The organism is Citrobacter sp. RHBSTW-00570 (genome assembly GCF_013739755.1).
GTDB lineage: Bacteria > Pseudomonadota > Gammaproteobacteria > Enterobacterales > Enterobacteriaceae > Citrobacter > Citrobacter braakii.
Genome location: NZ_CP056399.1, coordinates 2,891,987 through 2,918,211 on the forward strand (window position 1 = coordinate 2,891,987; position 26,225 = coordinate 2,918,211).

At 50.5% G+C, this 26,225-nt stretch carries 28 protein-coding genes, 1 pseudogene and 1 other annotated feature; of the genes and pseudogenes, 13 read left to right on the forward strand and 16 right to left on the reverse strand.

What is annotated here, in order from left to right:
* Positions 1 to 38: 38 nt before the first annotated feature.
* The 3 genes from btuD to btuC are packed head-to-tail and all read right to left on the reverse strand — an operon-like array spanning position 39 to position 2,380.
* Positions 39 to 788 carry a vitamin B12 ABC transporter ATP-binding protein BtuD gene (gene btuD / locus HV237_RS13760; protein WP_047358881.1) on the reverse strand — a complete coding sequence of 250 codons (750 nt, stop codon included), beginning with the start codon at positions 786 to 788 and terminating at the stop codon, positions 39 to 41.
* Entirely contained in the window at positions 788 to 1,339 is a 552-nt protein-coding gene (locus tag HV237_RS13765; protein WP_016156341.1) for a glutathione peroxidase, read from the reverse strand. The genes btuD and HV237_RS13765 overlap by 1 nt, the downstream gene beginning before the upstream one ends.
* Positions 1,340 to 1,399: 60 nt before the next feature.
* Positions 1,400 to 2,380, reverse strand: a complete 981-nt coding sequence (gene btuC, locus HV237_RS13770) for a vitamin B12 ABC transporter permease BtuC (RefSeq protein WP_032931198.1) — start codon at positions 2,378 to 2,380, stop codon at positions 1,400 to 1,402.
* A 304-nt stretch (positions 2,381 to 2,684) separates the two neighbouring features.
* Here btuC and HV237_RS13775 point away from each other — a divergent pair, with 304 nt between their 5' ends.
* From HV237_RS13775 to HV237_RS13795, 5 genes are all read left to right on the forward strand, one after another.
* Positions 2,685 to 2,843 (forward strand): DUF1427 family protein, encoded by a 159-nt coding sequence (locus HV237_RS13775; RefSeq protein WP_047358882.1) that lies wholly within the window; start codon positions 2,685 to 2,687, stop codon positions 2,841 to 2,843.
* Positions 2,844 to 2,926: 83 nt separating this feature from the next.
* On the forward strand, positions 2,927 to 4,141 hold the full coding sequence (locus HV237_RS13780) for a PfkB family carbohydrate kinase (RefSeq protein ID WP_047358883.1): 1,215 nt from the start codon (positions 2,927 to 2,929) through the stop codon (positions 4,139 to 4,141).
* Between the two features lie 31 nt (positions 4,142 to 4,172).
* Positions 4,173 to 4,907, forward strand: coding sequence for an outer membrane protein OmpK (locus tag HV237_RS13785; RefSeq protein WP_016152869.1), 735 nt, complete (start codon positions 4,173 to 4,175; stop codon positions 4,905 to 4,907).
* A 17-nt stretch (positions 4,908 to 4,924) separates the two neighbouring features.
* Complete coding sequence (locus HV237_RS13790) at positions 4,925 to 5,887, forward strand: nucleoside hydrolase (protein WP_016156339.1); 963 nt, start codon at positions 4,925 to 4,927, stop codon at positions 5,885 to 5,887.
* A 3-nt stretch (positions 5,888 to 5,890) separates the two neighbouring features.
* Entirely contained in the window at positions 5,891 to 7,120 is a 1,230-nt protein-coding gene (locus HV237_RS13795) for a NupC/NupG family nucleoside CNT transporter (RefSeq protein WP_047358884.1), read from the forward strand.
* Between the two features lie 40 nt (positions 7,121 to 7,160).
* Here HV237_RS13795 and ihfA read toward each other — a convergent pair whose 3' ends face one another.
* The 8 genes from ihfA to thrS all read right to left on the reverse strand — a co-directional run bounded on the left by ihfA (position 7,161) and on the right by thrS (position 14,443).
* On the reverse strand, positions 7,161 to 7,460 hold the full coding sequence (gene ihfA / locus HV237_RS13800; RefSeq protein ID WP_003030571.1) for an integration host factor subunit alpha: 300 nt from the start codon (positions 7,458 to 7,460) through the stop codon (positions 7,161 to 7,163).
* 4 nt (positions 7,461 to 7,464) lie between these two features.
* Entirely contained in the window at positions 7,465 to 9,852 is a 2,388-nt protein-coding gene (gene pheT / locus HV237_RS13805) for a phenylalanine--tRNA ligase subunit beta (protein WP_047358885.1), read from the reverse strand.
* Positions 9,853 to 9,867: 15 nt separating this feature from the next.
* On the reverse strand, positions 9,868 to 10,851 hold the full coding sequence (pheS, locus tag HV237_RS13810; protein ID WP_016152865.1) for a phenylalanine--tRNA ligase subunit alpha: 984 nt from the start codon (positions 10,849 to 10,851) through the stop codon (positions 9,868 to 9,870).
* 167 nt (positions 10,852 to 11,018) lie between these two features.
* Positions 11,019 to 11,143: a sequence feature (Phe leader region), on the reverse strand.
* Positions 11,094 to 11,138: a pheST operon leader peptide PheM gene (pheM, locus tag HV237_RS26045; RefSeq protein WP_001386830.1), complete on the reverse strand. Its 45-nt coding sequence runs from the start codon at positions 11,136 to 11,138 to the stop codon at positions 11,094 to 11,096. (Overlaps the previous feature by 45 nt.)
* A 120-nt stretch (positions 11,144 to 11,263) precedes the next feature.
* On the reverse strand, positions 11,264 to 11,620 hold the full coding sequence (gene rplT / locus HV237_RS13820; RefSeq protein ID WP_003030578.1) for a 50S ribosomal protein L20: 357 nt from the start codon (positions 11,618 to 11,620) through the stop codon (positions 11,264 to 11,266).
* 54 nt (positions 11,621 to 11,674) lie between these two features.
* A complete protein-coding gene (rpmI, locus tag HV237_RS13825; RefSeq protein WP_003030583.1) occupies positions 11,675 to 11,872 on the reverse strand; it encodes a 50S ribosomal protein L35 in 198 nt (65 codons plus the stop codon).
* 96 nt (positions 11,873 to 11,968) lie between these two features.
* Positions 11,969 to 12,511 (reverse strand): translation initiation factor IF-3, encoded by a 543-nt coding sequence (gene infC / locus HV237_RS13830; protein ID WP_048997935.1) that lies wholly within the window; start codon positions 12,509 to 12,511, stop codon positions 11,969 to 11,971.
* Positions 12,512 to 12,514: 3 nt separating this feature from the next.
* A complete protein-coding gene (thrS, locus tag HV237_RS13835; protein WP_016152864.1) occupies positions 12,515 to 14,443 on the reverse strand; it encodes a threonine--tRNA ligase in 1,929 nt (642 codons plus the stop codon).
* Between the two features lie 304 nt (positions 14,444 to 14,747).
* Here thrS and yniD point away from each other — a divergent pair, with 304 nt between their 5' ends.
* Positions 14,748 to 14,855 carry a small membrane protein YniD gene (gene yniD / locus HV237_RS13840; RefSeq protein ID WP_003030590.1) on the forward strand — a complete coding sequence of 36 codons (108 nt, stop codon included), beginning with the start codon at positions 14,748 to 14,750 and terminating at the stop codon, positions 14,853 to 14,855.
* Between the two features lie 167 nt (positions 14,856 to 15,022).
* On the opposite strand, the gene HV237_RS13845 is transcribed toward yniD, so the two are convergent.
* Positions 15,023 to 15,781: a YdiY family protein gene (locus tag HV237_RS13845; protein WP_016152863.1), complete on the reverse strand. Its 759-nt coding sequence runs from the start codon at positions 15,779 to 15,781 to the stop codon at positions 15,023 to 15,025.
* A gap of 287 nt (positions 15,782 to 16,068) precedes the next feature.
* On the opposite strand from HV237_RS13845, the gene pfkB reads away from it, so the two are divergent.
* Together pfkB and HV237_RS13855 are read left to right on the forward strand one after the other, a co-directional pair.
* Positions 16,069 to 16,998: a 6-phosphofructokinase II gene (pfkB, locus tag HV237_RS13850; protein ID WP_016156336.1), complete on the forward strand. Its 930-nt coding sequence runs from the start codon at positions 16,069 to 16,071 to the stop codon at positions 16,996 to 16,998.
* 269 nt (positions 16,999 to 17,267) lie between these two features.
* The gene (locus HV237_RS13855) at positions 17,268 to 18,128 is read left to right on the forward strand and encodes a fructosamine kinase family protein (RefSeq protein ID WP_016152861.1); all 861 of its coding nucleotides are present in this window, start codon (positions 17,268 to 17,270) and stop codon (positions 18,126 to 18,128) included.
* Between the two features lie 64 nt (positions 18,129 to 18,192).
* On the opposite strand, the gene HV237_RS13860 is transcribed toward HV237_RS13855, so the two are convergent.
* Positions 18,193 to 18,729, reverse strand: a complete 537-nt coding sequence (locus tag HV237_RS13860) for a YniB family protein (RefSeq protein WP_019076635.1) — start codon at positions 18,727 to 18,729, stop codon at positions 18,193 to 18,195.
* A 168-nt stretch (positions 18,730 to 18,897) separates the two neighbouring features.
* On the opposite strand from HV237_RS13860, the gene hxpB reads away from it, so the two are divergent.
* From hxpB to tcyP, 4 genes and pseudogenes are all read left to right on the forward strand, one after another.
* On the forward strand, positions 18,898 to 19,566 hold the full coding sequence (hxpB, locus tag HV237_RS13865; protein ID WP_047358886.1) for a hexitol phosphatase HxpB: 669 nt from the start codon (positions 18,898 to 18,900) through the stop codon (positions 19,564 to 19,566).
* A gap of 30 nt (positions 19,567 to 19,596) precedes the next feature.
* Positions 19,597 to 19,719, forward strand: a pseudogene (locus HV237_RS13870) (SDR family oxidoreductase); the annotation flags it as partial.
* 83 nt (positions 19,720 to 19,802) lie between these two features.
* The gene (locus HV237_RS13875) at positions 19,803 to 20,402 is read left to right on the forward strand and encodes a metal-dependent hydrolase (protein ID WP_087050648.1); all 600 of its coding nucleotides are present in this window, start codon (positions 19,803 to 19,805) and stop codon (positions 20,400 to 20,402) included.
* 135 nt (positions 20,403 to 20,537) lie between these two features.
* Positions 20,538 to 21,929: a cystine/sulfocysteine:cation symporter gene (gene tcyP, locus HV237_RS13880; RefSeq protein WP_019078417.1), complete on the forward strand. Its 1,392-nt coding sequence runs from the start codon at positions 20,538 to 20,540 to the stop codon at positions 21,927 to 21,929.
* 66 nt (positions 21,930 to 21,995) lie between these two features.
* Here the strand turns inward: tcyP and cedA are convergent, their stop codons facing one another.
* A complete protein-coding gene (cedA, locus tag HV237_RS13885) occupies positions 21,996 to 22,238 on the reverse strand; it encodes a cell division activator CedA (RefSeq protein ID WP_029139771.1) in 243 nt (80 codons plus the stop codon).
* Between the two features lie 212 nt (positions 22,239 to 22,450).
* On the opposite strand from cedA, the gene katE reads away from it, so the two are divergent.
* Positions 22,451 to 24,709: a catalase HPII gene (gene katE, locus HV237_RS13890; protein ID WP_047358887.1), complete on the forward strand. Its 2,259-nt coding sequence runs from the start codon at positions 22,451 to 22,453 to the stop codon at positions 24,707 to 24,709.
* Positions 24,710 to 24,817: 108 nt separating this feature from the next.
* On the opposite strand, the gene tnpA is transcribed toward katE, so the two are convergent.
* Together tnpA and chbG are read right to left on the reverse strand one after the other, a co-directional pair.
* Positions 24,818 to 25,276 carry an IS200/IS605 family transposase gene (gene tnpA, locus HV237_RS13895; RefSeq protein ID WP_079778750.1) on the reverse strand — a complete coding sequence of 153 codons (459 nt, stop codon included), beginning with the start codon at positions 25,274 to 25,276 and terminating at the stop codon, positions 24,818 to 24,820.
* A 180-nt stretch (positions 25,277 to 25,456) separates the two neighbouring features.
* Positions 25,457 to 26,215 carry a chitin disaccharide deacetylase gene (gene chbG, locus HV237_RS13900; protein WP_047358618.1) on the reverse strand — a complete coding sequence of 253 codons (759 nt, stop codon included), beginning with the start codon at positions 26,213 to 26,215 and terminating at the stop codon, positions 25,457 to 25,459.
* Positions 26,216 to 26,225 lie beyond the last annotated feature (10 nt).

Here is a 26,225-nt window from a genome sequence, read left to right on the forward strand (position 1 = left end):
AGCGTGGAAATTATATGATTTTCAAGAACCCATTTAACTTAAGTGGTTGATATGAGCATTCTGTGGCCTTCAATATCCAAACGACGGAAGTTCACGCCATAAGCCGCAGACAAATTGGCTGGCGTTAGTACCGTATCACGAGCACCACTGGCAAGCAGCTTCCCGCGTTTGAGGAGCCAGGCCTTGTGCGCATGACGTAAGGTGTGATTAAGGTCATGACTGCTCATTACAATCGCGATGCCCTGTAAACACAGCTGACCCAGCATCCGGTCCAGCGCATTTTGTTGCGCCACGTCCAGGCTGTTCATCGGCTCATCCAGCAGTAAAAGCTGGCCGAATGGATTCGCTTGTGGGCAAATCTGCAGGATAACCGCAGCCAGGCGCACGCGCTGCCACTCACCGCCGGAGAGCTGATTCACGCTGCGTCCCAGCTTATCCCCAAGCCCAAGCGCATCGGCGACTTCCTGTAACAGATCGGTGCGTGCTTTATCGGGTTGATGCAGCGTCAGAAAATGCCAGACCGGCATCGCAAACGGCGGGTTTTGCTGTTGCGCAAGATAAGCGCGATATTGCGCCAGCTTTGCTGCCGGCCATTCATCCAATGACACATCACCAAAGGTGATGCTGCCCTTGCCGGCCGTCAGACCCGCCATTCGCGCCAACAGCGTGCTCTTTCCTGCGCCGTTAGGTCCCACTAAATGCAGGATCTCCCCTGCTTTTATCTCACCAGAAAGCGGGCCGAGTCGGGTCGATTCTGCTACGTCCTGTAGCTGCATCAATCGAGACATTAGTTTGCCAGCGCCGTCTTGATGGATTGCACCAAAACAGGATCCTCAGGCGTCATATCAGGTGAAAATCGTTGCAGTACCTGACCATCCCGACCCACTAAAAACTTCTCGAAATTCCACAGAATATCGTCCGGGTAGAGCGGCGCCCGACCTTTACTCGCCATACGCTCATAGAATCCACTATCCGCAGGCGCAACGGCGGTTGGCGCGGCATCAATCAGTTTCTGATACAGCGGATGGCGTCCCTCGCCGTTGACCTCAATTTTGCTGAACATCGGGAAGGTAACGCCCCAGGTGGTACTGCAGTACGTTTTTATTTCCTCTTCACTGCCCGGCTCCTGGCCCAGAAACTGGTTGCAGGGGAACCCAAGAACGGTAAAGCCCTGCTGATGCCAGGCTTTCTGCAGATTCTCCAGTTGCTCATATTGCGGCGTTAGCCCACATTTTGAAGCAACATTAACGATTAACAGCACATTTCCAGCATATGGCTGCAGTGAGGTCACCTCGCCGTCGATGGTCGTCACGTCTGTATCGAGGATAGTGTTTTGCATAGCATCTCCAGAACAACAGGTGGATTTTCAGTTTTTAATCATAGACCGAATCAACGCGTTCTAGCGCGCGGCTTTTAACAATAGCCAGATAAATACCGGTGCGCCCATGGTGGCCGTCACCACGCCAATTGGCAGCTCAGCCGAGGCCAGCACCAGACGCGCGACAACATCAGCCAACAGTAACACGATAGCGCCAGCCAACGCGCAGCCCGGCAGTAACACGCGATGATCGGTTAAACCGCACAGCCGCAGAATATGTGGGATCACAAGCCCAATAAAGCCAATCGCTCCCGCCAGAGCCACGCTTACGCCAACCATCCAGCCCGTGGCGACCACCAGCAGGTTGCGCCAGAACCATAATGGCAATCCCAACTGACGTGCAGAAGTCTCCCCCAGCGCCAGCATATTCATCGGCTGCGACTGACAGCAGATCCACACCAGCACCGGAATCAACGCCACCATGAGCCAGGCCTGATGCCAGTCAACGCCACCAAAGCCCCCCATCATCCAGTACATTAGCTGTCGCAAATCAAAAGAAGTGGAGAAGTAGATGGCCCATGTCATTAGCGCGCTACAGATAATCCCCAGCGCCACCCCCGCCAACAGCAGACGGCTGGTAGACAAATGACGGCGGGCAAAACGGAGCAGAATAAGCGTGATAATCAGCGCCCCAGCGATGGCGCATAAACCCAACGCCCAGCCGGGGAGCTGCCCCTGCCCCAGCAACACCGCCGCGATGAGCCCGACCCCCGCGCCATTAGACACGCCCAGTAATCCAGGCTCTGCGAGCGGGTTTTCAAAGAGAGCTTGCATCACTGCGCCAGATAAGGCCAACGCAGCGCCTACCAGCAAAACGGCGAGGGTACGGGGAAATCGGATTTGCCAGACGAACAGATCACCGCGGGCGCTGAACCAGTCGCCGGGGGCGATCCACTGTTCTCCTGCGCATAAGCTAATCACGAGCATGACCAATAGCAACAGCGATAAAGTGCCTAACCAGTATCGGTCTCGCCGACGTTGTAATTGTGCAAAAGGTTGCATGTTTATACTTTTTTTATGGGTTATCTCATTAATTTTACGATGAAAGCAAAAAACATGGAAGGAAGCTCTACCGCAAATGAGGCAATGGCCCAAAACAGCATGAACCTTAGACTTTTGCATAATGCAATGCTGGTAGCAATACCAGGTAGTAGCTATCATTATTAATATCGTTCCTGAGATTAAATAAATAACCACAACCGGACAAGGTGTCCGGTTGCAGAAGTTTTGTGTGATTGTCTTCTCATCAATACGTAAATATATTGTGTAGTCTTCGTATCATCATAACACCCTCAGGAATTATCTTATGGATATAATTCTTTCGCTTATTGCTGGTGCAATTATTGGTTTCATATTTACATTAATAAAACTCCCCATTCCAGCCCCTACTGTCTGGCCTGGTGTATTTGGTATCATCGGTGTACTTAGTGGCAACCAGATCTTTAACTATTTATTCAGCAAATAAATTCATTCACAAAAAATTAATATATAGACAAAATAAATTCATTACATGGACTTCTCATCACATTCATGAAAAGTGAGGATTAGATGCCCTGTCGTTACAAAAAACAGCGTCTTCGCTATATTTTATCACTACTCAAAAAACAAGGAAGTGTAAAAATATCATCTCTTGTTAAGGTACTTGATGTTACGGAAAGAACACTCCGCCGCGACATCAATGACCTTGTAAAAACAGGACATGTCCGCTCATGCTATGGAGGTGCTGTATATAATCACGACAATGCATTCCCATTATATGAGAACAACTCTCTTTATTTGCACCAAAACATCATCATTAACCAATCAAAGATCGAACGAGAAATATCAATGAACGAAAACAATGGGAAAGTTTACATTCTGGGTTCATTTAATACCGACTTAGTCTATCGGCTTCACCGTTTTCCTATTTCAGGGGAAACCACGCGCGCGCTTTTTTCCTGTTGTTTACCCGGAGGGAAAGGCAGCAACCAGGCGATAGCATCCGCACAAGCCAATGCTCGCACTTATTTTACAGTCAAATTAGGTGAAGATGAGTTTTCAACTAAAGCCCAGCATTTTTTAAATGGCGTAGGATTAGAAAAGCTAACCATCTTTACCAAAAATGATGCACCAACCGGCAGTGCCGTAGTGATGATATCCGAAGAGGCTGGCGATAATGTAATCGTTATTAATCCAGGGGCTAATCAGGAAATAACAAGTGAAGAAATTATATCCTGTTATGACGAGATAGGCACCGCCAATGTTTTTTTGACGCAGATGGAAAACAATCCTGACGCTACAGCTCAAGCTATTAAGTTCGCACATGCCGCCGGGGTGATGACAATCCTGAATCCAGCACCATGGCGCAAGGAAGTGACAGATCTTCTCCGCTGGACACACATCCTGACCCCAAACCTCACAGAAGCAGAGGCGATAATTGGCAAGGCTATTCGTACGCCAGACGATATTCGTCAGGCCGCCGAAACCATGCACCAAATGGGACCACAATATATTCTAATTACGTTAGGCAAAGATGGGTGCTGGTTATTTGATGGTTCTACTCACCAACAGTTCCCGGCATATCCCGCCGTTAATATTGATACATCCGGCGCCGGTGATGCATTTAATGGTGCACTCGCTGCTCGACTTGCATGCGGAGAAAATATTGCTAGCGCAATTCATTACGCCTGTGTATTTGCAGCACTGGCCGTAGAGCGTGAAGGCGCAGCCAATATGCCATCCCATGAACTCGTATTAAAACGATTAGCTTGTACTAAATACTGATATTTACCCACCACCAAAATAGGGATATAAAATGAAAAAAATCGCCTTCGGGGCTTTATTATCGTGCGTAGCTTTTTCCTCATTAGCTGAACAACAATACGGTTGGGGGAATATACATTTTGACTATCAATCCTGGGATGCCGGTGTTAAAGACCTCGAATATGAACAAGCCTTAATTGGTATTGAGGGAGGTATTGGTTTTGATTGGGGTGAAATGTACGGTTTTTATGATTTTGAAAACATTCTAGATGACGAAGGAAATCAGGGGCAGACTGCGAATGGTGAAATTCATACCTACCTCTGGAAAACGGGTGCCAGCCTATTTACAAAAGTCTATAATTCGCAAAGCCCTAATTTTAAAGAGACGAATCAATTTATTGGGCTTGGCTATACCGACCTGAAAGGCGATGGATGGTGGTTTAAACCCTGGATTGCTCGTCAGTACATTACCGCACACAGTAATTTTGGCCCAGCTTATGATATTAATGGACTCAATGGTTTCTCAATTGGATGGAACGCTGGTTATGCTTTCAATCTCCTCAACCAGGACTTCTTACTGTCCAATTGGAATGAAATAGAACTTGACCGTAATGATGACTATACCGCTAACAATCATGGTAGCAATGGTTTAAACGGCGGCCTGAATATTACCTGGAAAATCATGCCTCATATATCCACCACATTAATGTATCGGTACTTTTATAACAAACTTGGTGCGGATGGATATGGCGATATTCTCATTTATCGACTGGCCTACGACTTCTAACTTAAGGAACATTAACGATGTTAAGTATCCACTGGCCTGAATTAACTTCAGCGCAGCGTATTACCTTAATTACGCCACCTAAGTATGGCAAAGTGCCTATCGTTATTGACAGCGATACCTACAATGAAATTGACGATCAGATGGCCATTGCCTGGGCATTCTTACACCCGGAGCGCCTCGATCTGCAAGCTGTTTACGCCGCTCCGTTTACCAACCACTATTTTGGTAAAGAGGGCTCGCACACATATGTTGACGATCCCGCAGTAGGCATGCAACTGAGCGTCGATGAGATCTATCGCGTATTTAACAAACTCCCCCGCCGCGAAAACATACCGCAAATATTCCAGGGTTCAACACGCTATCTGAAAGATAGCAACCAGCCGGAGATGTCAGCAGCAGTACAGGATTTGATTAACCGGGCAAGAACGGCTGAGCAAACATTACATGTACTCGCAATCGCCGCGCCGACCAATATCGCTAACGCACTGCTCCTCGCGCCGGACATCGTCACAAAGATTCATGTCATCTGGCTTGGGGGTAACAGTTATGCCTGGAAAGATAATCATGAATTCAACCTGATGCAGGACATTGCGGCGAGTCGGGTACTTTTTGATAGCGGCGTAGCGCTCACCCAAATCCCCTGCTTTGGCGTGGCTAACACTATGGCCTCATCGGTCCCAGAGATGCAGCACTATTTTGCAGAGACCAGCCGCATTGGTAGCTACTTTGCTGAAATTGCCCCGCGATGCCCCTGGATTGGTTTTGCATCCCGCAAAGTCATTTGGGATATCACTACGGTTGGCTATGTCCTGAATCCTGACTGGTTCACCTGTGAATACCGTACATCCCCTTTGATCAATGACAATCTGAGCTGGAGTTTTGATAACCGCCGTCACGTCATTCAGGTCGCAAAATTTATTGAGCGGGATGCTCTCTTTAAAGATCTTTTCCGTAGCATCATTGATGCCGATGAGGGATAAACCATGCAGATACTCATCGTCATACTTGGCATTGTTGTCCTGTTACTCGTTGCCTGGCTATGTTCAGAAAATCGCAAAGCTATCCGGTTTCGCACCGTTGGCGGCGCCTTTGCAATCCAGGCTCTTTTTGCTGCATTTATCCTGTATGTCCCCTTAGGGGAAAAAATCTTACTCGCCATATCAAACAGTCTGTCAGGCATGCTGAACTATTCGTCGGAAGGGATTAACTTTCTCTTCGGTAATCTCGGACAGTTCAAAATGGGGTTTGTATTTGCCGTGCATGTTCTGCCGATTATCATTTTTATGTCAGCATTGTTCTCCGTGCTGTACTACCTGGGCATCATGCAGTGGATTATCCGTCTCATCGGTACGGGTATCCATAAACTGCTACGCACCAGCCCGGCAGAATCCATGGCTGCAACGGCCAATATTTTTGCGGGCAACACTGACGTCTTCGTCCTGATGAAGCCTTATGCGCCACGCATGACGCGCTCAGAACTGTTTGCCCTCATGACAGGTGGTGTTGCCTCTATCGCAGGCTCAGTGCTGGTTGGCTATGCCAGTATGGGGATCGAAATTCGCTATCTGGTAGCCGCCTCTTTTATGTCAGCGCCAGGCGGTCTGTTAATGGCGAAAATGCTGTTTCCAGAAACGGAACCCGAAAACACTGCCGACGTGTCAGGCGATATGCTTGGTCAAGATGAAAAGCCTATCAACATCGTTGAAGCGGCGACAAATGGCGCGACTATCGGGCTGAAGCTAGCCGCTAACGTGGGGGCAATGCTTCTGGCACTGATTGCATTAATTGCTATGGTGAACGGCTTGTTGGGCTGGTTTTGTGGCTTTTTCGGCTATGGTAACGTCACGCTACAATTTATCTTCAGTTACCTCTTTGCTCCGGTTGCCTGGCTGTTGGGCATTCCCGCTAACGAAGTCTTGCAAATTGGTAGCCTGTTAGGTCAAAAATTGGTGTTGAATGAGTTCGTCGCGTATACCAGCTTTATTCCAATGAAAGACCAACTGTCGGAATATTCGCAGATAATAACGATCATGGCGCTGGCTGGGTTTGCCAATTTGTCCTCTCCTGCCGCATTGATTGGCGTACTGGGGGGGATTGTGCCGGGGAAAAAAAGTTTCATTGCTAAAATGGGGCTTAAAGTGATCCTGGCGGGCACGTTGTCTAACCTGCTGAGTGCAGCACTGACCGGGCTGTTTTTCCTTCTGGCCCACTAAGAAAAAAGGCCGCATTCGCGGCCTTTTTAGTTAGTTCAGATTACTCTTCTTTCGGCGTTGCGTTTTCAACCCGGCTTTTTAACTTCTGTCCGGGTCTGAAGGTCACCACGCGCCGTGCTGTAATGGGAATATCTTCGCCCGTTTTCGGATTACGGCCCGGACGTTGATTCTTATCACGCAGATCGAAGTTACCAAAACCAGAGAGTTTTACCTGCTCACCATTTTCCAGAGCACGACGGATCTCTTCGAAAAACAGCTCGACCAGTTCTTTGGCATCCCGCTTGCTAAGCCCAAGCTTATCAAACAGATATTCTGACATTTCAGCTTTTGTAAGCGCCATAGGTTCAATCCCTCAATGATGCCTGGAATCGCTCTTTTAATGCCTCTACACATTTGGCGACGGTAGCGGCAATCTCCTCTTCTTCAAGTGTACGGCTGGTATCCTGAAGGATCAGGCTGATAGCGAGGCTCTTATAACCCTCCGCAACACCCTTACCGCGGTACACGTCAAACAAGTTTACGCCAACTACCTGATTTACGCCAACTTTCTTACATTCGGATAAAATATCCGCAGCGGGAACGTTTTCTGCCACAACGACCGCGATGTCGCGGCGGTTCGCCGGGAAGCGAGAAACTTCACGCGCCTGAGGCACCACGCGGTCTGCGAGCTTGTTCCACTCCAGTTCAAACACCAGAGTGCGACCGTTCAGATCCAGTTTACGTTCCAGTTCAGGATGAACAACCCCAATGAAACCAATGCGTTCACCTTTCAGATAAATCGCCGCAGACTGCCCCGGATGCAGTGCTGGATTCGCTTCAGCTTTGAACTGAATATCCGCCAGCTTGCCGGTCAGGTCGAGAACCGCTTCCAGATCGCCTTTCAGATCATAGAAATCAACGGTCTCTTTTGCCAGATTCCAGTGTTCATCATGACGGTTACCGCAGATCGCGCCCGCCAGCATCAGATCCTGACGGATCCCGAGATTGGCCTGCGTGTCCGGTACGAAACGTAAACCCGTTTCGAAAATACGCACGCGGTTTTGCTGACGATTCTGGTTGTACACTACCGTAGACAGCAAGCCGGTCCACAGGGATAAACGCATTGCCGACATATCAATCGAGATTGGGCTTGGCAGCAGCAGCGCTTCTTCACCCGGGTGCAGCAGCGCCTGGACTTTCGGGTCGACAAAGCTGTAGGTAATAACTTCCTGGTAGCCTTTGTCATTCAGCATGGTTTTTACGCGTTTCAGCGACAAATCCGCTTCACGATGCGTACCCATGATAAGACCCGCCTGAATTGGCGTATTCGGGATATTGTCATAACCGTATACGCGGGCGACTTCTTCGACCAGGTCTTCTTCGATCTCCATATCGAAACGCCAGCTCGGCGCTACCGCTTTCCACTCATCTTGCCCTTCCGTGACATCACAACCCAGACGGCGCAGAATATCGCTCACCAGCTCATCCGCAATATGGTGTCCGATCAAACGATCCAGTTTGCTACGGCGCAGCGTAATGGTTGCGCGTTTTGGCAGCGAGGCTTCGTTCGTCACGTCAATGATTGGACCCGCTTCGCCGCCGCAGATATCAATCAGCAGGCGCGTAGCACGTTCCATGGCTTTATGTTGCAGCGCCGGATCGACACCACGCTCATAGCGGTGAGAGGCATCGGTGTGCAGACCGTGACGACGTGCGCGACCGGTAATAGACAGCGGGCTGAAGAACGCGCATTCCAGCAGGACGTTTTGCGTTTCATCATTCACACCGGAGTGCTCGCCACCAAAGATGCCGCCCATTGCCAGCGCTTTGTTATGGTCCGCAATCACCAGCGTATCCGCATTCAGCTTCGCTTCACTGCCGTCCAGCAATACCAGGGTTTCACCTTCTTTTGCCATGCGGACAACAATCCCGCCTTCAATGCGGTCTTTGTCGAATGCGTGCATCGGCTGGCCCAATTCGAGCAGCACATAGTTAGTCACGTCAACCACGGCATCGATCGAGCGGATGCCGCAACGACGCAGTTTTTCTTTCATCCACAGCGGGGTTGGCGCTTTAACGTTAATGCCTTTCACCACGCGGCCCAGATAGCGTGGGCAGGCTTCCACTGCGTCGACCTGAATCGGCAGGACGTCGCTAATGGTTGCGGCTACTGGCGCTATTTCCGGCTCAACCAGAGGGGCTTTGTTCAATACAGCTACGTCACGTGCCACACCGATAATGCCTAAGCAGTCGGCGCGGTTCGGAGTGACGCTGATTTCGATAGTATTATCGTCAAGCTTCAGGTATTCACGGATATCGGTACCAATTGGTGCATCGACAGGCAGTTCGATAATACCGTTGTGATCGTCGGAAATGCCCAGCTCGGAGAACGAGCACAGCATGCCTTCAGACGGCTCACCGCGCAGTTTCGCGGCTTTGATTTTGAAATCGCCCGGCAGAACGGCACCAACGGTTGCTACAGCCACTTTCAAACCTTGACGGCAGTTTGGCGCACCGCAGACGATATCCAGCAGGCGGTCGCCGCCGACATTCACCTTGGTGACGCGCAGTTTGTCAGCGTTAGGATGCTGAGCGCACTCAACCACTTCACCCACTACAACGCCGTTGAACGCGCCAGAAACAGGATCCACACCGTCAACTTCCAGACCCGCCATCGTGATTTGGTTTGACAACGCATCGCTATCAATCGCCGGGTTTACCCATTCGCGTAACCACAGTTCACTGAATTTCATTGTTTTATCCTGCCTTTATTTAAACTGTTTGAGGAAACGCAGATCGTTTTCGAAGAAAGAACGCAGATCGGTTACGCCGTAACGCAGCATGGTCAGACGCTCCATACCCATACCGAATGCAAAGCCAGAGTAGATTTCCGGATCGATACCGACGTTACGCAGCACGTTCGGGTGAACCATTCCGCAACCCAATACTTCCAGCCATTTGCCATTTTTACCCATCACATCGACTTCCGCAGAAGGTTCGGTGAACGGGAAGTAGGAAGGACGGAAACGAACCTGCAGGTCTTCTTCAAAGAAGTTGCGCAGGAAATCATGCAGCGTGCCTTTCAGGTTGGTGAAGTTGATGTTGGTATCAACAATCAGCCCTTCCATCTGATGGAACATTGGGGTGTGCGTCTGATCGTAGTCGTTACGATATACGCGGCCCGGAGCGATAATACGGATCGGCGGCTGTTTTTCTTTCATGGTGCGGATCTGCACGCCGGAAGTCTGCGTGCGCAGCAGACGCGTCGCATCAAACCAGAAAGTGTCGTGGTCAGCGCGCGCCGGGTGATGGCCAGGAATATTCAGCGCATCGAAGTTATGATAGTCATCTTCGATTTCCGGACCGGTCGCCACGGTAAAGCCCAGCTCACCAAAGAAACTTTCAATGCGATCGATAGTCCGCGTTACCGGATGCAAACCGCCGTTTTCGATACGACGCCCAGGCAAGGAGATATCGATCGTTTCTTCAGCCAGACGAGCATTCAGCGCGGCATTTTCTAATTCGGCTTTACGCGCGTTCAGCGCTTGCTGAACCTGCTCTTTGGCTTCGTTTATCACCGCACCTGCTGCCGGGCGCTCTTCTGCCGGCAGTTCACGCAGGGTAGTCATCTGAAGGGTCAGGTGCCCTTTCTTGCCCAAATATTCGACGCGGACATTGTCTAACGCGGCAACATCTGAAGCCTGGTTAATGGCGGCCGTTGCACTGGCAACCAGCTCTGCGAGATGTGACATGGTTTTCCTCGTTATGTTGCGATATTCACTAGTCGCTCGTATATACACAAAATCATTCTGGCTGAGTCAAGGCAGCAGTAGAGCGCTAATCCTCAGGAGCGTACACACGTACGAGACTGGGGGAAGCGACTGCAGCCAACGCAGAGGCAGCCTGAAGGATAACGTGTATAAAAAAAGCCTCCACCAGGGAGGCTTTTAGGCGCTGTTTTCCGTTTCTTCTTTCACGCGCAAGCCTCCTGAGTTCAGGTGCTAAAGTAAAAGAAGAAGCGGAAAATAGCAGCATTCATGCTTGCGTTACCTTGTGTGGTAAAAACCGGACAACCTTTATTGAAAAGGCTTACGGATAAATTGTCAACCAATTGATTGCACTACAAATAAAAGAGAGGGAGCCAGGCTCCCTCTTTTCACCGGCTTATGCCAGAGCTGCTTTCGCTTTTTCGACCAGAGCGGTGAACGCTACTTTGTCGAATACTGCGATGTCAGCCAGGATCTTACGGTCGATTTCAACAGAGGCTTTTTTCAGGCCGTTGATGAATTTGCTGTAAGAAATACCGTTCTGACGTGCTGCTGCGTTGATACGCGCAATCCACAGTTGACGGAACTGACGCTTTTTCTGACGACGGTCACGATAAGCGTACTGACCAGCTTTGATAACAGCCTGGAAGGCAACGCGGTATACGCGAGAACGCGCACCGTAGTAGCCTTTAGCTTGTTTCAAAATTTTCTTGTGACGTGCACGGGCAACTACACCACGTTTTACGCGAGCCATATGTGCTCTCCTGTATCTATATTCTTAGTAAAAAATTAATTAAACGTTAACGGCTTATGCGTACGGCAGGCACGCGATAACCAGACCCAGATCGCCTTTAGAAACGAGGCCTTTTGGACGCAGGTGACGTTTACGCTTAGTAGATTTTTTGGTCAGAATATGACGCAGGTTTGCGTGCTTACGCTTAAATCCACCACCACCGGTTTTTTTGAAGCGCTTAGCAGCACCGCGTACGGTCTTAATTTTTGGCATTTTAATAACTTCCACTTCGCATTGTTAATAAACGAAACGTAGGCGAACAACGGCTGTGGAGCCCGCAGGCTCCACAGACATTGCTACTTGAAGGCCTTACTGTTTCTTCTTAGGAGCGAGCACCATGATCATCTGGCGGCCTTCGATCTTCGTAGGGAAGGATTCGACTACTGCCAGTTCACTCAGATCGTCACGGACGCGGTTGAGCACTTCCATACCGATCTGTTGGTGGGCCATCTCACGACCGCGAAAACGCAGCGTGATCTTAGCCTTATCGCCATCTTCCAGAAAGCGTACCAGGCTGCGGAGTTTTACCTGGTAATCGCCATCGTCGGTGCCAGGACGGAATTTAATTTCCTTAACCTGGATAACTTTTTGCTTTTTCTTCTGTTCCTTAGAAGACTTACTCTTTTCATAAAGGAACTTGCCGTAGTCCATAATACGACAAACTGGCGGTTCGGCGTTAGGGCTGATTTCAACTAAATCTACTCCAGCTTCTTCAGCTTTTTCGATCGCTTCTCTCAGACTCACAATACCCAAAGCTTCGCCTTCCAGACCTGTTAAGCGAACTTCCAGGGCGCGAATCTCGCCATTGATACGATTCGGACGTGCCGTTTGAACTCGTTTTCCGCCTTTAATACCTTATTCCTCCAGTTGTTGAAGACTGCGGCTGCGAATCTCTTGTTGCAGCTTCTCAATCACTTCATTTACGTCCAGGCTGCCCAAGTCTTTGCCACGACGGGTGCGCACGGCAACTTTGCCTGCTTCAACCTCTTTGTCGCCACAGACCAACATGTAAGGGACACGACGTAAAGTGTGCTCGCGGATTTTAAAGCCAATCTTCTCATTTCTCAAGTCTGCTTTTACACGAATACCCGCATTTTGTAGTTTCTGCGTTAATTCGTTGACGTATTCAGACTGTGAATCGGTGATGTTCATGACGACAACCTGAACTGGCGCAAGCCAGGTCGGGAAGAAGCCAGCGAACTCTTCGGTCAGGATACCGATGAAACGTTCCATCGACCCAAGAATTGCGCGGTGAATCATAACCGGCACCTGACGCTCGTTGTTTTCGCCAACATAAGAGGCGCTTAAACGGGACGGCAGAGAGAAGTCCAGCTGTACAGTGCCGCACTGCCATGCACGATCGAGGCAGTCATACAGGGTAAATTCAATTTTCGGACCGTAGAATGCGCCCTCACCCAGTTGGTACTCAAACGGGATGTTGTTTTCTTCCAGCGCAACGGCCAGGTCAGCTTCAGCACGGTCCCACATTTCATCGCTACCGATACGTTTTTCGGGGCGAGTGGACAGTTTGACGACGATTTTCTCGAAGCCAAAGGTGCTATACATATCGTAGACCATACGAATGCAAGCGTTAACTTCATCACGGATCTGCTCTTCTGTACAGAAGATATGTGCATCATCCTGAGTGAAGCCACGAACACGCATCAGGCCATGCAGCGCGCCTGACGGCTCATTACGGTGGCAGCTACCAAACTCGGCCATACGCAGCGGCAGATCACGATAGGATTTCAGACCCTGATTGAAGATCTGCACGTGGCCCGGGCAGTTCATGGGCTTAATGCAGTATTCACGGTTCTCAGAGGAGGTCGTGAACATCGCATCTTTGTAGTTATCCCAGTGACCTGTTTTTTCCCACAGCACGCGGTCCATCATGAACGGACCTTTAACTTCCTGATACTGGTATTCTTTCAGTTTTGAGCGAACAAAGACTTCCAGTTCACGGAAGATTGTCCAGCCATCATTGTGCCAGAACACCATACCCGGCGCTTCTTCCTGCATATGATACAGGTCAAGCTGCTTACCGATTTTACGGTGGTCGCGTTTGGCCGCTTCTTCCAGACGTTGCAGGTAGGCACTCAGGGCTTTTTTATCGGCCCACGCAGTACCATAAATACGCTGCAGCATCTTGTTATTGCTGTCGCCACGCCAGTATGCCCCAGCGGTCTTCATCAGTTTGAAGTGATGACAGAAACGCATGTTCGGCACGTGCGGGCCACGGCACATATCGACATATTCTTCATGATGGTACAAGCCAGGCTTGTCATCATGGGCAATGTTTTCATCAAGAATGGAGACTTTATAGGTCTCGCCACGCTTCACGAAGGTTTCACGCGCTTCGTACCAGCTGACTTTCTTCTTAATGACATCGTAGTTTTTCTCAGCGAGCTCGTGCATCCGCTTCTCGAGCGCGTCGACATCTTCCTGGGTTAGCGTACGGTCAAGATCGATATCGTAGTAAAAACCGTTATCAACAACCGGTCCGATCGCCATTTTGGTGTGCGGCCAGAGTTGTTTGATCGCGTGCCCTAACAGGTGCGCACAGGAGTGACGAATGATCTCCAGACCTTCTTCATCCTTCGCGGTGATGATGGAGAGCTTCGCATCATGCTCAATCAGATCGGAAGCATCTACCAGCTCACCGTCAACACGGCCAGCAATAGTGGCTTTCGCCAGACCTGGACCGATGTCCAGCGCAACATCCATGGGGCTTACAGCGTGGTCGTAATGGCGTTGGCTGCCATCAGGAAGAGTAATAACAGGCATGTTATATCCTTATTTGCAGTGGTGACCCACACGTAAGATCACATACAAAGATTCAATATTTAAAATCATCAAAAAGGTGTGGGCTGATTCCCGCTTCACTCTGCGAAATATGTCACTGGTCGCCTTAATGGCTACACTGGACCTACACCCGCTTTTTGATAACACCGTTTGACAGTGTACACGGCATTACGAGCCGATCAAAGCAACAATCAACGCGCACTCTATGATGTAAATCAATTCACTGACACCCTGACGTTTTTGTTACACTTGTATAAAGTCATCTAACCTGAGCAGGAAAAGGACAATGCCAACAAATCGCTTTGCGAAGAAACACTGGAAGATGGTTGTGATACTGCTCGTTATTTGTGCGGCAATGCTGATGCTACGTTGGGCTGCGATGATCTGGGGTTAAAATACTGGCACACGCTGTTCCGGTTCCGTTGTATTTATCAATTAAATCGAATTCGTCTGAAAATAGCGCGTTATTGATAAGTATTAAAAATAAAACACAAATTTAATATTAAATAAATTTAACGTTAATTGAGAAAAGCCAGGCCAATTATTTGACCCGGCTTGTCATTACATACGATAGCCGAGTGACACAGTAGTACGACGATCGGTATGCTCCGGCGCTGTTGCCGGTGGTTCAGAGTTCCAGGTAACGTTGTAAGCCACCTTTAACCCAAAGTGTTCGTTGATGGCAACGTTCAAGGCCGTTTCAGAATTGAGCGTTGTATCGTCAGCACCAAATACCGACACACCTTGCGTAAACTTAGTATTGTCCGTCATCTGCCACGCATAGGCCCCGGACGCATAGCCCAGCGGCTGTGTTTCGGTGGTGCCATCCGTGTGCTCGTCATAGCGCACACCTGGACCGAATTCAAAACGGAAGCTGTGCACTGGTCCGTTGAGGAACTGACGACCATAACCTGCGGTCAGCACGTCACGCTCGCGATAGCCGTTGTAACGGTCGGTCAGCCAGCTTGCCTGCCCAAAGAGATAATCATAGTCGGTCATGTTGTAACGACTACGACCACCTACGGCATATTTCTCCGATGAACGCTCATCATTTGAGGAGGTATTGCTGGCATTTCCCCACAAAGACCACGCCGTAGTTTGACCGTACCAGGTCATGGTGGTGTCTGCAGTTAAAGAAGAACTTTTTGTGTTGCCTGACTGGGCGAGATATCCCGCGTTCAGGTTACCTTCAAAGGGTTTTTTCGCGCTGGAAGGGTCATCCATGACAGTAAAAACGGAATCATCGGCGGCAGCCTGCATTGACGCAAGCAGGCCACCCGTCAGCAGTAACGCTGCGGGCACTGTCTTCAAAAGCTTCATTTATTAAGAGTCCGTACAACAAAAAAAGAGACCATTACGGTCTCGGAAACTTTCATATGGATCAATGACAAAAGACCCTTGAAAGGTAACAAATTATAAAAAGACTCGAATAACATAGCAATAAATTCTTATTTCATTTTTTGAATAAGAGCGTTCCTAAACCGTTTTTTTATTTATATATCTTTAACGCGATTATTTTAAATAAAGATATGAAAAATCATGTTGTTAATTACTTCACTTTCGGGGGGTTAAGTGCCAGACTGAGGACAGCCTAACAGGAGGTAAAGATGGTACGTATCTATACGTTAACACTTGCGCCCTCTCTCGATAGCGCAACAATCACGCCGCAAATCTACCCGGAAGGTAAGCTTCGCTGTACCTCGCCGGTTTTTGAACCCGGCGGCGGCGGCATCAACGTCGCTCGCGCAATTGCCCATCTTGGCGGCACCGCTACGGCCATCTTCCCTGCGGGTGGCGCCACCGGAGAGCATCTTGTTGCTTTGCTCGCCGACGAAAATGTTCCCGTATCCACCGTCGAAGCTAAAGACTGGACCCGACAAAATCTCCATGTCCACGTTGAGTCCAGCGGCGAACAGTATCGCTTCGTCATGCCAGGCGCTGCGCTCACCGATGATGAGTTCTACCAACTTCAGGATCAGGTGCTGGAAATTGAGTCTGGCGCACTGTTGGTTATCAGCGGCAGTTTGCCGCCTGGCGTACAGCTTGAGAAGCTGACCCGGCTCATTACCACAGCACAAAAACAAGGGATTCGCTGTATCGTCGATAGTTCTGGCGAAGCGCTGGCAGCAGCATTAACCATCGGCAATATCGAACTGGTCAAACCCAACCTCAAAGAACTGAGCGCGCTGGTGAATCGCGAACTCACGCAGCCCGATGATGTGCGCAACGCCGCACAAGAAATCGTGCAAAGCGGAAAAGCGCATCGCGTAGTGGTCTCGCTTGGACCACAAGGAGCGCTTGGCGTTGATCGTGAAACCTGTGTCCAGGTGGTTCCGCCACCGGTGAAGAGTCAAAGTACCGTAGGCGCGGGCGACAGTATGGTCGGGGCCATGACGCTTAAACTGGCTGAGAGCGCACCTTTTGCAGATATTGTTCGTTACGGTGTCGCCGCAGGTAGCGCCGCCACCCTGAATCAGGGGACGCGTCTGTGCGCTTTAGACGATACGCAAAAAATATACGCGTATCTGGCTCAGTAATAACGGCTTCCCCTTGTCTAGATACAAGGGGATTTCCCCGTAAAACTGTCGGCATGGGTGTTATACGTCTATGATAAAAAATCACATGATTACAAAGAAGTGAATCATGTGCGACCGGGCGTCTTCACAACGATGCGAGGTGAAGAAGAACGACACACATTAAGTGCCTTTCCAGCGATGACGCGTCCGTGGTGTGCGTCAGTTCGTGTTTTTTAACCGCATTCTTGCGCTAACCTTATGATCTGGCAGACAACATGGGGAGAGACATCATGTGGCAGGCTATCAGTCGTCTTTTAAGCGAGCAATTAGGTGAAGGCGAAATCGAACTGCGTAACGAACTGCCCGGCGGAGAGATCCACGCCGCATGGCATTTACGCTATGCGGGGCGCGATTTTTTCGTCAAATGCGATGAAAGAGAGCTGTTAACCGGCTTTACGGCGGAAGCCGATCAGCTGGAGCTACTTTCTCGCAGTCAAACCGTATCTGTACCGAAAGTCTGGGCGGTAGGCGCAGACAGAGATTACAGCTTTCTGGTGATGGATTTCCTCCCTCCCCGTCCGCTTGATGCGCACAACGCGTTTATCCTCGGCCAACAGTTGGCGCATTTGCATGAATGGAGCGATCAGCCGCAGTTTGGGCTCGACTTCGATAATGCGCTCTCTACCACGCCGCAGCCCAACACCTGGCAACGTCGCTGGTCAACCTTTTTTGCCGAGCAGCGTATTGGCTGGCAGCTGGAACTCGCCGCTGAAAAAGGCATTGCGTTTGGCAATATCGACGCCATTGTCGAGCATGTTCAGCAGCGTCTCTCTTCCCATCAGCCGCAGCCATCTCTTCTGCATGGTGATTTGTGGTCCGGGAACTGCGCCCTCGGCCCGAACGGCCCGTACATCTTTGACCCTGCCTGCTACTGGGGGGACAGAGAGTGTGACCTGGCAATGCTGCCGTTACATACCGATCAGCCGCCGCAACTCTATGACGGTTATCAGTCTGTTTCTCCGCTACCATTGGATTTTCTCGACAGACAGCCTGTCTACCAGCTCTATACGCTGCTGAACAGGGCTATTCTGTTCGGGGGACAGCATCTGGTCGTGGCGCAGAAAGCGCTGGACAGGTTACTGGCGGCTTAGCAAAGTCGCACGTTGCTTATCTGGCCTGGCGTTTCACAACGCGTCAGGCCTGATAGTGCAGCAGTTACAAAAAACCCAGTAATGAAAAGAAGAAGTAGCCAATCACGATAACGATCACCGGCAAAATATAGAGCGGGAAAATTTGTAAAAAGATCGTATGGTGCGGTACCACAATACGCGACTCAAGTTGCTCGCGTGATAACCCTTCACTGCCCTTTGCCTGTTCCAGAATCAACTGGTCCTCAACGCCCTCGCGTAAATAACGCGCCTGACGGCTCATTCTGGCGCCTGAATCCTGCAATGCCAGACCGATAAAAATCAGAATGAAAATCAGCCAAAAAACGAGATTCAGTCCACTTTGAAAATCGGGCGTCGGCGAGTTATACCAAAACACGTTAAGAAAAGGTGTGTTCACACGCATCATGTCGATCATCACGTGTGCAAAATCGAGCATGACCGCGTTAATCCCTTCCTGCTTTTCGCTGTGCGCATACATAAACTTCAGTACTGAAACCAGGGTTGAAATCAGCGCGGGAATGAAAATCACCCATCCCACCAGCCTTTTCAAGATGGCAATGCGTCCAGCTTGTTGATACGTCATGAGTTCCCCTTGATTAAGACGTGTCATTTTGGCCTAAGTTTACCCGTTGATTATCGTTTTCGCCTGATCTTTAAAGGCGGTATACTGCTGAATTAGCCATAATGAACGCTCAGAGCCCGTCCAGGCTGGCTCTTAATCCCTTTTATCACCCGTAAAGGAGAGGTTGTGATGTCAACCCCGCGTCAAATTCTTGCTGCAATTTTCGATATGGATGGATTACTGGTCGATTCTGAACCGCTTTGGGATCAGGCCGAACTGGATGTGATAGCAAGTCTAGGCGTTGATATCTCCCGCCGCCATGACCTTCCCGATACACTTGGCTTACGCATCGACATGGTGGTTGATTTATGGTTTGCACAGCAACCGTGGAACGGTCCCTCACGTCAGGAAGTAACCGAGCGCATCATTACCCGCGCAATTGCGTTAGTTGAAGAAACAAAACCACTGCTGCCGGGCGTGCGTGAGGCCGTGGCATTGTGTAAATCTCAGGGGTTGAAAGTAGGACTGGCATCCGCCTCGCCGCTGCATATGCTGGAAAAAGTGCTAACCATGTTTGATCTGCGCAGCAGCTTCGACGCACTGGCTTCTGCGGAAAAACTGCCCTACAGCAAACCGCACCCGCAGGTTTATCTCGATTGCGCGGCGAAACTGGGCATTGACCCTATAAACTGCGTAGCACTGGAAGACTCGGTGAACGGCATGATTGCTTCGAAAGCCGCCCGTATGTGTTCCATCGTAGTACCTGCGCATGAAAATCAGGACGATCCTCGCTTCGTTCTGGCCGACGTCAAACTGGCCTCGCTCACCGAACTCACTGCCGCTCACCTGCGCGGCTAATCCTGCGACGGGCAATGATCGCATTGCCCGCCTGCCGGACGCTGGGGCACGCCTGATGATCTGAAAGGCCCGGTCGTGTTCCTCGCAAGTGCTGCCTCGGACTATATACATGGCTATACGCAGGCCGTGGATGGCGGTTGGCTGGCGCGGTAAAGGCGCACTTGTGACAAAGGGTTACAACGTCACCTCTTCCGCCTACTGTATAAAACCCCTATACTGTATGAATCGACAGTTTATTGGGTTTTATCATGACGGCGGAAGGTCACCTTCTTTTTTCTATTGCCTGTGCGGTATTTGCCAAGAATGCCGAGCTAACGCCCGTTCTTGCGCAGGGTGACTGGTGGCATATTGTTCCTTCAGCCATTTTGACGTGCTTGCTGCCGGATATCGATCATCCCAAATCCCTGCTGGGGCAGCGTCTGAAGTGGATATCAAAGCCCATTGCCCGGGCATTTGGTCATCGCGGATTTACACATAGCCTGCTGGCGGTTTTTGCCCTGCTGGCCACGTTTTACCTGAAAGTCCCTGATACCTGGATAATTCCAGCGGATGCCTTACAAGGTATGGTTCTCGGTTATCTCAGCCACATTCTGGCCGACATGTTGACCCCGGCGGGCGTCCCCCTGCTTTGGCCCTGCCGCTGGCGTTTTCGTCTGCCTATCCTCGTGCCGCAAAAAGGCAACCAACTGGAGCGGTTTCTGTGCATGGCGCTGTTCGCGTGGGCAATCTGGATGCCGCAGACCGTACAAGAGAACAGTGCGGTGCGCTGGTCATCACAAATGATAAATACGCTGCAAATGCAGTTTAATCGTTTTATAACGCACCAGGTTGACTAATAAATCAGCCAAAAAGTTATTTTTGGCATAAACAATTCCATTTGAATATAAGAGGCAAGTCACAGTTCTGCTAATCTTGCGCCAACAGAATCACCGTCACACGGTGATACGCATAATAAGATCAGGAGAACGGGGATGAACTATCCATTAATCGCGAACATTATCGTGTTCGTAGTGCTGCTGTTCGTGCTGGCGCAAGCCCGTCACAAGCAGTGGAGTCTGGCAAAAAAAGTACTGGTCGGTCTGGTCATGGGTGTGGTGTTTGGCCTCGCCCTGCACACCATTTATGGTTCCGACAGCCAGGTTCTTAAAGATTCAGTACAGTGGTTCAACATTGTCGGCAACGGTTACGTCCAACTGCTGCAGATGATTGTCATGCCGCTGGTGTTTGCGTCTATTCTCAGCGCCGTTGCGCGTCTGCACAACGCCTCTCAGTTAGGTAAAATCAGCTTTCTGACCATCGGTACGCTGCTGTTTACTACGCTGATTGCCGCGCTGGTAGGGGTTCTGGTGACCAACCTGTTCGGCCTGACCGCAGAAGGTCTGGTGCAAGGTGGGGCCGAAACCGCTCGTCTGAACGCGATTGAAACCAACTATGTTGGCAAAGTAGCTGACCTCAGCGTTCCACAGCTGGTGTTGTCGTTTATCCCGAAAAACCCGTTTGCCGATCTGACCGGAGCTAACCCGACGTCAATTATCAGCGTGGTTATCTTCGCGGCATTCCTCGGTGTTGCCGCACTGAAGCTGCTGAAAGATGATGCGCCGAAAGGCGAGCGTGTGCTGGTTGCTATCGATACCCTGCAAAGCTGGGTGATGAAGCTGGTTCGTTTGGTGATGCAGTTGACACCATACGGTGTTCTGGCGCTGATGACCAAAGTGGTTGCGGGCTCCAACCTGCAGGACATCATCAAGCTGGGTAGCTTCGTCGTGGCCTCTTATCTCGGTCTGGGCATTATGTTTGTGGTACACGGGATCCTGTTGGGTGTTAACGGCGTTAGCCCGCTGAAATACTTCCGCAAGGTGTGGCCGGTGCTGACTTTCGCCTTCACCAGCCGTTCCAGCGCAGCCTCAATTCCTCTGAACGTTGAAGCGCAAACCCGTCGTCTGGGCGTGCCTGAATCCATCGCCTCTTTTGCCGCCTCCTTTGGCGCCACCATTGGCCAGAACGGTTGTGCAGGGCTGTACCCGGCAATGCTGGCAGTAATGGTCGCCCCGACCGTCGGGATCAACCCGCTGGACCCGATGTGGATTGCCACGCTGGTTGGTATCGTAACCGTCAGTTCCGCAGGGGTTGCGGGTGTGGGTGGCGGTGCAACGTTTGCCGCGCTGATCGTCCTGCCAGCTATGGGTCTGCCGGTCACGCTGGTTGCGCTGCTGATTTCCGTTGAGCCGCTGATCGATATGGGTCGTACCGCGCTGAACGTGAGCGGTTCTATGACAGCCGGTACGCTGACCAGCCAATGGCTGAAACAGACCGATAAAACAATTCTGGACAGCGACGATAACGCCGAACTGGCGCATCGCTAAGTCTGTTAGACTGAAAAACAAAAAAAACCGCCGGAGTGTCATGCTCCGGCGGTTTTTTTATATCCATTAATCGCTCAGTTCATTTTCCTGGCGAACCTGATTAGCCCAGCGTTGCGCTGATTCCGGGACCGTAAATGCAGGTGAACGCTGAAACGCCTCCCCTATTAAGACAAAAGCGACATATTTTCCGCGCAGTATCCATACGTCACGAAACGCATCCATTTTAACTGCATGCTCTGGTGGGGCTGGCTCCACGCGAGGAACATAGCTAATTACCGGACGATTTTGTTGGCGAAGAGGTTTCATAATCAGTTGCTTCACTAAAGACTAATTCTAAAAATCAGAAAACGGCTATCTTAGCCGATTTTGCCTCCTGACGTCCTGCCTTGCGTGCGCTGTTTGCCTGGTTCATCGCGCTTTACGCCCTCGGTCAGTTCCTGCACCACTGAGCAAGTGGTCTATAGTTAAAGCTTTTGACGGCAACAACGACCTTTAAGCGATGAAAACAGGAGACGAGTTTAATGTCACAGAATGATAAGCACCCACTCCATCACTCAGCGCCGGTTCATGATGCCAGCGAATCCCAGCCAGGACTTGACTCACTGGCGCCAGCAGACGGTTCACATCGGCCAACACCTGAACCCACGCCACCAGGCATGCAGCCCACTACGTCCGGGAGCTTAAAAGCGCCTGACACCAAAAGTGACAAACTCAACGCGCTGGATAGTTTTCGTAAAGGCAGCGAAGATTTTGCTCTGACAACCAATCAGGGAGTGCGCATCGCAGACGATCAGAACTCTCTGCGCGCAGGAAACCGTGGGCCAACTCTGCTGGAAGACTTTATCCTGCGTGAAAAAATCACCCATTTTGATCACGAACGCATCCCGGAGCGGATCGTACATGCCCGAGGTTCGGCCGCTCATGGTTACTTTCAGCCCTATGCCAGTCTCAGCGCGACAACGAAAGCGGACTTTCTGAGTGATGAAAATAAAATCACCCCGGTTTTTGTCCGTTTCTCTACGGTTCAGGGCGGCGCAGGCTCAGCGGATACGGTCAGAGATATTCGAGGATTTGCGACCAAATTTTATACTGAAGAGGGCATTTTCGATCTGGTGGGAAACAACACGCCAGTCTTCTTCATTCAGGATGCCCATAAATTCCCGGATTTCGTCCATGCGGTAAAACCGGAGCCGCATTGGGCTATCCCACAGGGTCAAAGCGCCCACGATACCTTTTGGGATTATGTCTCGTTACAGCCAGAAACGTTGCACAACGTTATATGGGCGATGTCTGACCGGGGTATTCCACGCAGCTATCGCACGATGGAAGGCTTTGGCATTCACACGTTCCGGTTGATAAATGCGCAAGGGAAAGCCACCTTTGTCCGTTTTCACTGGAAACCGCTGGCGGGCAAAGCTTCGCTGGTATGGGATGAAGCGCAAAAACTTACCGGTCGTGATCCCGATTTTCATCGCCGCGATCTGTGGGAAGCTATCGAAGCAGGCGATTATCCGGAATACGAACTGGGGCTGCAGCTCATTCCTGAAGAAGACGAATTCAAGTTCGATTTTGACCTGCTCGACCCGACTAAACTGATCCCGGAAGAGCTGGTTCCGGTACAACGCGTTGGTAAAATGGTGCTGAACCGTAATCCGGATAATTTCTTCGCCGAAAATGAACAAGTCGCTTTTCATCCCGGACACATCGTCCCTGGTATCGATTTTACCAACGATCCCTTGCTGCAAGGCCGCTTGTTTTCTTATACCGATACCCAAATCAGCCGCCTGGGCGGGCCCAACTTCCATGAAATCCCGATTAATCGCCCGACCTGCCCGTACCATAATTTCCAGCGTGACGGCATGCATCGTATAGACATCGATACCAACCCTGCCAACTATGAACCAAATTCCATCAATGATAACTGGCCGCGTGAAACGCCGCCGGGGCCAAAACGCGGTGGATTTGAATCGTATCAGGAACGGATTGAAGGAAACAAAATCCGCGAACGTAGCCCCTCTTTTGGCGAATACTATGCGCACCCTCGCCTGTTTTGGCTAAGTCAGACGCCAATTGAACAGCAGCATATTATCGGCGGATTCAGCTTCGAACTCAGCAAAGTTACGCGCCCCTATATTCGGGAAAGAGTGGTCGAACAGTTAGCCCATATTGATACAGCCCTCGCCGAGGCGGTTGCCGATAATCTCGGTTTTGAGCTAACCGAGGAACAGGCCAAAATCGCCCCACCGGCTAACGTCAATGGTTTGAAAAGTGCGCCGTCACTCAGCTTATATGCGGGTGCGCAAGGTGAGATTAAGGGCCGCGTGGTCGCCATTCTACTTAATGACCAGGTGAAATCAGGCGACCTGCTTGCCATCATGCAAGCCTTACAGGCCAAAGGCGTTCACGCCAAACTGCTCTATTCCCGAATGGGTAATGTGGTTGCCGATGATGGTTCCGTCCTGACAATCGCCGGTACCTTTGCGGGTTCACCATCGCTGACCGTCGATGCGGTTATCGTTCCGTGTGGCAATATCGCAGATATCGCTATGAACGGTGATGCCCGATATTACTTACTCGAAGCGTATAAGCACTTAAAACCTATCGCACTGGCTGGCGATGCGCGTCAGTTTAAAGCAACGTTGAATATCAAAAATGAAGGAGAAGAAGGCGTGGTGGAGGCAGACAGTGCAGACGCACAGTTTATGGATACCCTGCTGACGCTAATGACTGCGCACCGCGTCTGGTCACGCGCCGGAAAAATCGACACGATACCAGCCTAAATAAATATCCTCCGGCATAGCCGGAGGTTTTTCGGATGCGCCTATAAGGCTCTGTTACCAGCCGCGCCCTAACAGGCGCATACGATCTGACATTTGCATCAGACTTCGTTACTTACGGCCCGTAAACGGGCTACCCGCATAAGGGATCGATAACTGCTCACCCATTTTATCTTCTGCAAGCTGGTGCTTTATGTATTCCTGTATCTTCACCGTGTTCTTACCCACCGTATCTACGTAGTATCCCCGGCACCAGAACTCTCTATTCCTGTACTTGAATTTCATATCCCCAAACTGTTCATACAGCATCAGACTGCTTTTCCCTTTCAGATACCCCATAAAGCCGGATACGCTCATTTTGGGTGGGATTTCCACAAGCATATGGATATGATCCGCACAGCATTCCGCTTCCAGGATCCGCACGTTTTTCCACTCACACAGCTTTCTTAAGATGCTGCCTATCGCCCTGCGTTTCTCACCGTAGAATGCTTGTCTCCGGTATTTGGGCGCAAAAACTATGTGATATTTACAGTTCCATCGGGTGTGCGCTAAGCTCTTTTCGTCCCCCATTGGGACCCCCTTTTGATTTCTTGTTAAACATTTGCAGTTGCCAGACCGCAATGTGTTTTAACAAATCAAAAGGGGTTTTAATAACTGGCCCAAAGCTGAAAGCTTTCCGGAACCCCCAGCCTAGCTGGGGGTTTTCTGTGCACAAAAAATGCGGCGCATTATGCGCCGCAAACTCAGGAGTTAGACGTTCAGAAAACTGCCAAGACGATAACCGCGCTCCGCAATAGCATATTTCAGTGACGGAGACGTCAGCACGTCGAGCTCAGTTAAGCGGGGGTAACAGTAGGCACTTTGACGAATAATGTCATCGATAAAGGCCGGATGACACATCACTTCCAGCGAGGACTCTCCCCGGTCTGCTGACGCGTCAAGCGTTTGCAAAAACAGGGCTTCAGAAATCGCTTCGCCATAAAACTCGCTGCTGAATCCCTGGGAAGTCCGTAACGTCTGCGGAAAGTCAGACGCCTGGAATACCGTCTGACGATCGATCCGTAACGCAATCCCCCGTTGGGCAGCAAACCCGGCCACGATAGGGAAAATCTGCGGGAACATATGCACATGGTGATGGCTATCCAGATGCGTTGGCTCCCGCCCGAACAGGTCAAGAAAACGCTGATACTGCGCGGCCAGTTCCTGAGAAATTTCATCCAACGGCAAGGTGTCTTCTTCAGCCATCTGCCAGATCCATTTTCCCAGTAACCCGTCACGAGTAAGGCCTGGCATTGCCGTCAACGGCCTGCCCAGCGTCAGAACAAAATGCATCCCAACGGCAAGTTCAGGAATGTCGCGACTCAGCTGTACCGCATGGTCAATGGCTGCGCCATTAACCAGTGCGGTTGTCGAGGTGACCACGCCATTGCGACAGGCTTCAACAATGCCGTAGTTTTGTCCTTTACTCAGGCCAAAATCATCCGCATTTACAATCAGTACGCGTTCCATAGCCGACCTC

Bases quoted from the DNA above. Each gene is read 5' to 3' on its own strand.
- rpmI (WP_003030583.1), bottom strand. From the start codon at position 11,872: ATGCCAAAAATTAAGACCGTACGCGGTGCTGCTAAGCGCTTCAAAAAA.
- HV237_RS13765 (WP_016156341.1), bottom strand. From the start codon at position 1,339: ATGCAAAACACTATCCTCGATACAGACGTGACGACCATCGACGGCGAG.
- HV237_RS13780 (WP_047358883.1), top strand. From the start codon at position 2,927: ATGCCCTGTCGTTACAAAAAACAGCGTCTTCGCTATATTTTATCACTA.
- yniD (WP_003030590.1), top strand. From the start codon at position 14,748: ATGCCAACAAATCGCTTTGCGAAGAAACACTGGAAGATGGTTGTGATA.
- tcyP (WP_019078417.1), top strand. From the start codon at position 20,538: ATGAACTATCCATTAATCGCGAACATTATCGTGTTCGTAGTGCTGCTG.
- tnpA (WP_079778750.1), bottom strand. From the start codon at position 25,276: ATGGGGGACGAAAAGAGCTTAGCGCACACCCGATGGAACTGTAAATAT.
- pheT (WP_047358885.1), bottom strand. From the start codon at position 9,852: ATGAAATTCAGTGAACTGTGGTTACGCGAATGGGTAAACCCGGCGATT.
- HV237_RS13860 (WP_019076635.1), bottom strand. From the start codon at position 18,729: ATGACGTATCAACAAGCTGGACGCATTGCCATCTTGAAAAGGCTGGTG.
- HV237_RS13795 (WP_047358884.1), top strand. From the start codon at position 5,891: ATGCAGATACTCATCGTCATACTTGGCATTGTTGTCCTGTTACTCGTT.
- HV237_RS13790 (WP_016156339.1), top strand. From the start codon at position 4,925: ATGTTAAGTATCCACTGGCCTGAATTAACTTCAGCGCAGCGTATTACC.
- btuD (WP_047358881.1), bottom strand. From the start codon at position 788: ATGTCTCGATTGATGCAGCTACAGGACGTAGCAGAATCGACCCGACTC.
- hxpB (WP_047358886.1), top strand. From the start codon at position 18,898: ATGTCAACCCCGCGTCAAATTCTTGCTGCAATTTTCGATATGGATGGA.
- thrS (WP_016152864.1), bottom strand. From the start codon at position 14,443: ATGCCTGTTATTACTCTTCCTGATGGCAGCCAACGCCATTACGACCAC.
- HV237_RS13785 (WP_016152869.1), top strand. From the start codon at position 4,173: ATGAAAAAAATCGCCTTCGGGGCTTTATTATCGTGCGTAGCTTTTTCC.
- chbG (WP_047358618.1), bottom strand. From the start codon at position 26,215: ATGGAACGCGTACTGATTGTAAATGCGGATGATTTTGGCCTGAGTAAA.
- rplT (WP_003030578.1), bottom strand. From the start codon at position 11,620: ATGGCTCGCGTAAAACGTGGTGTAGTTGCCCGTGCACGTCACAAGAAA.
- pheS (WP_016152865.1), bottom strand. From the start codon at position 10,851: ATGTCACATCTCGCAGAGCTGGTTGCCAGTGCAACGGCCGCCATTAAC.
- katE (WP_047358887.1), top strand. From the start codon at position 22,451: ATGTCACAGAATGATAAGCACCCACTCCATCACTCAGCGCCGGTTCAT.
- HV237_RS13855 (WP_016152861.1), top strand. From the start codon at position 17,268: ATGTGGCAGGCTATCAGTCGTCTTTTAAGCGAGCAATTAGGTGAAGGC.
- pfkB (WP_016156336.1), top strand. From the start codon at position 16,069: ATGGTACGTATCTATACGTTAACACTTGCGCCCTCTCTCGATAGCGCA.
- btuC (WP_032931198.1), bottom strand. From the start codon at position 2,380: ATGCAACCTTTTGCACAATTACAACGTCGGCGAGACCGATACTGGTTA.
- HV237_RS13775 (WP_047358882.1), top strand. From the start codon at position 2,685: ATGGATATAATTCTTTCGCTTATTGCTGGTGCAATTATTGGTTTCATA.
- ihfA (WP_003030571.1), bottom strand. From the start codon at position 7,460: ATGGCGCTTACAAAAGCTGAAATGTCAGAATATCTGTTTGATAAGCTT.
- HV237_RS13845 (WP_016152863.1), bottom strand. From the start codon at position 15,781: ATGAAGCTTTTGAAGACAGTGCCCGCAGCGTTACTGCTGACGGGTGGC.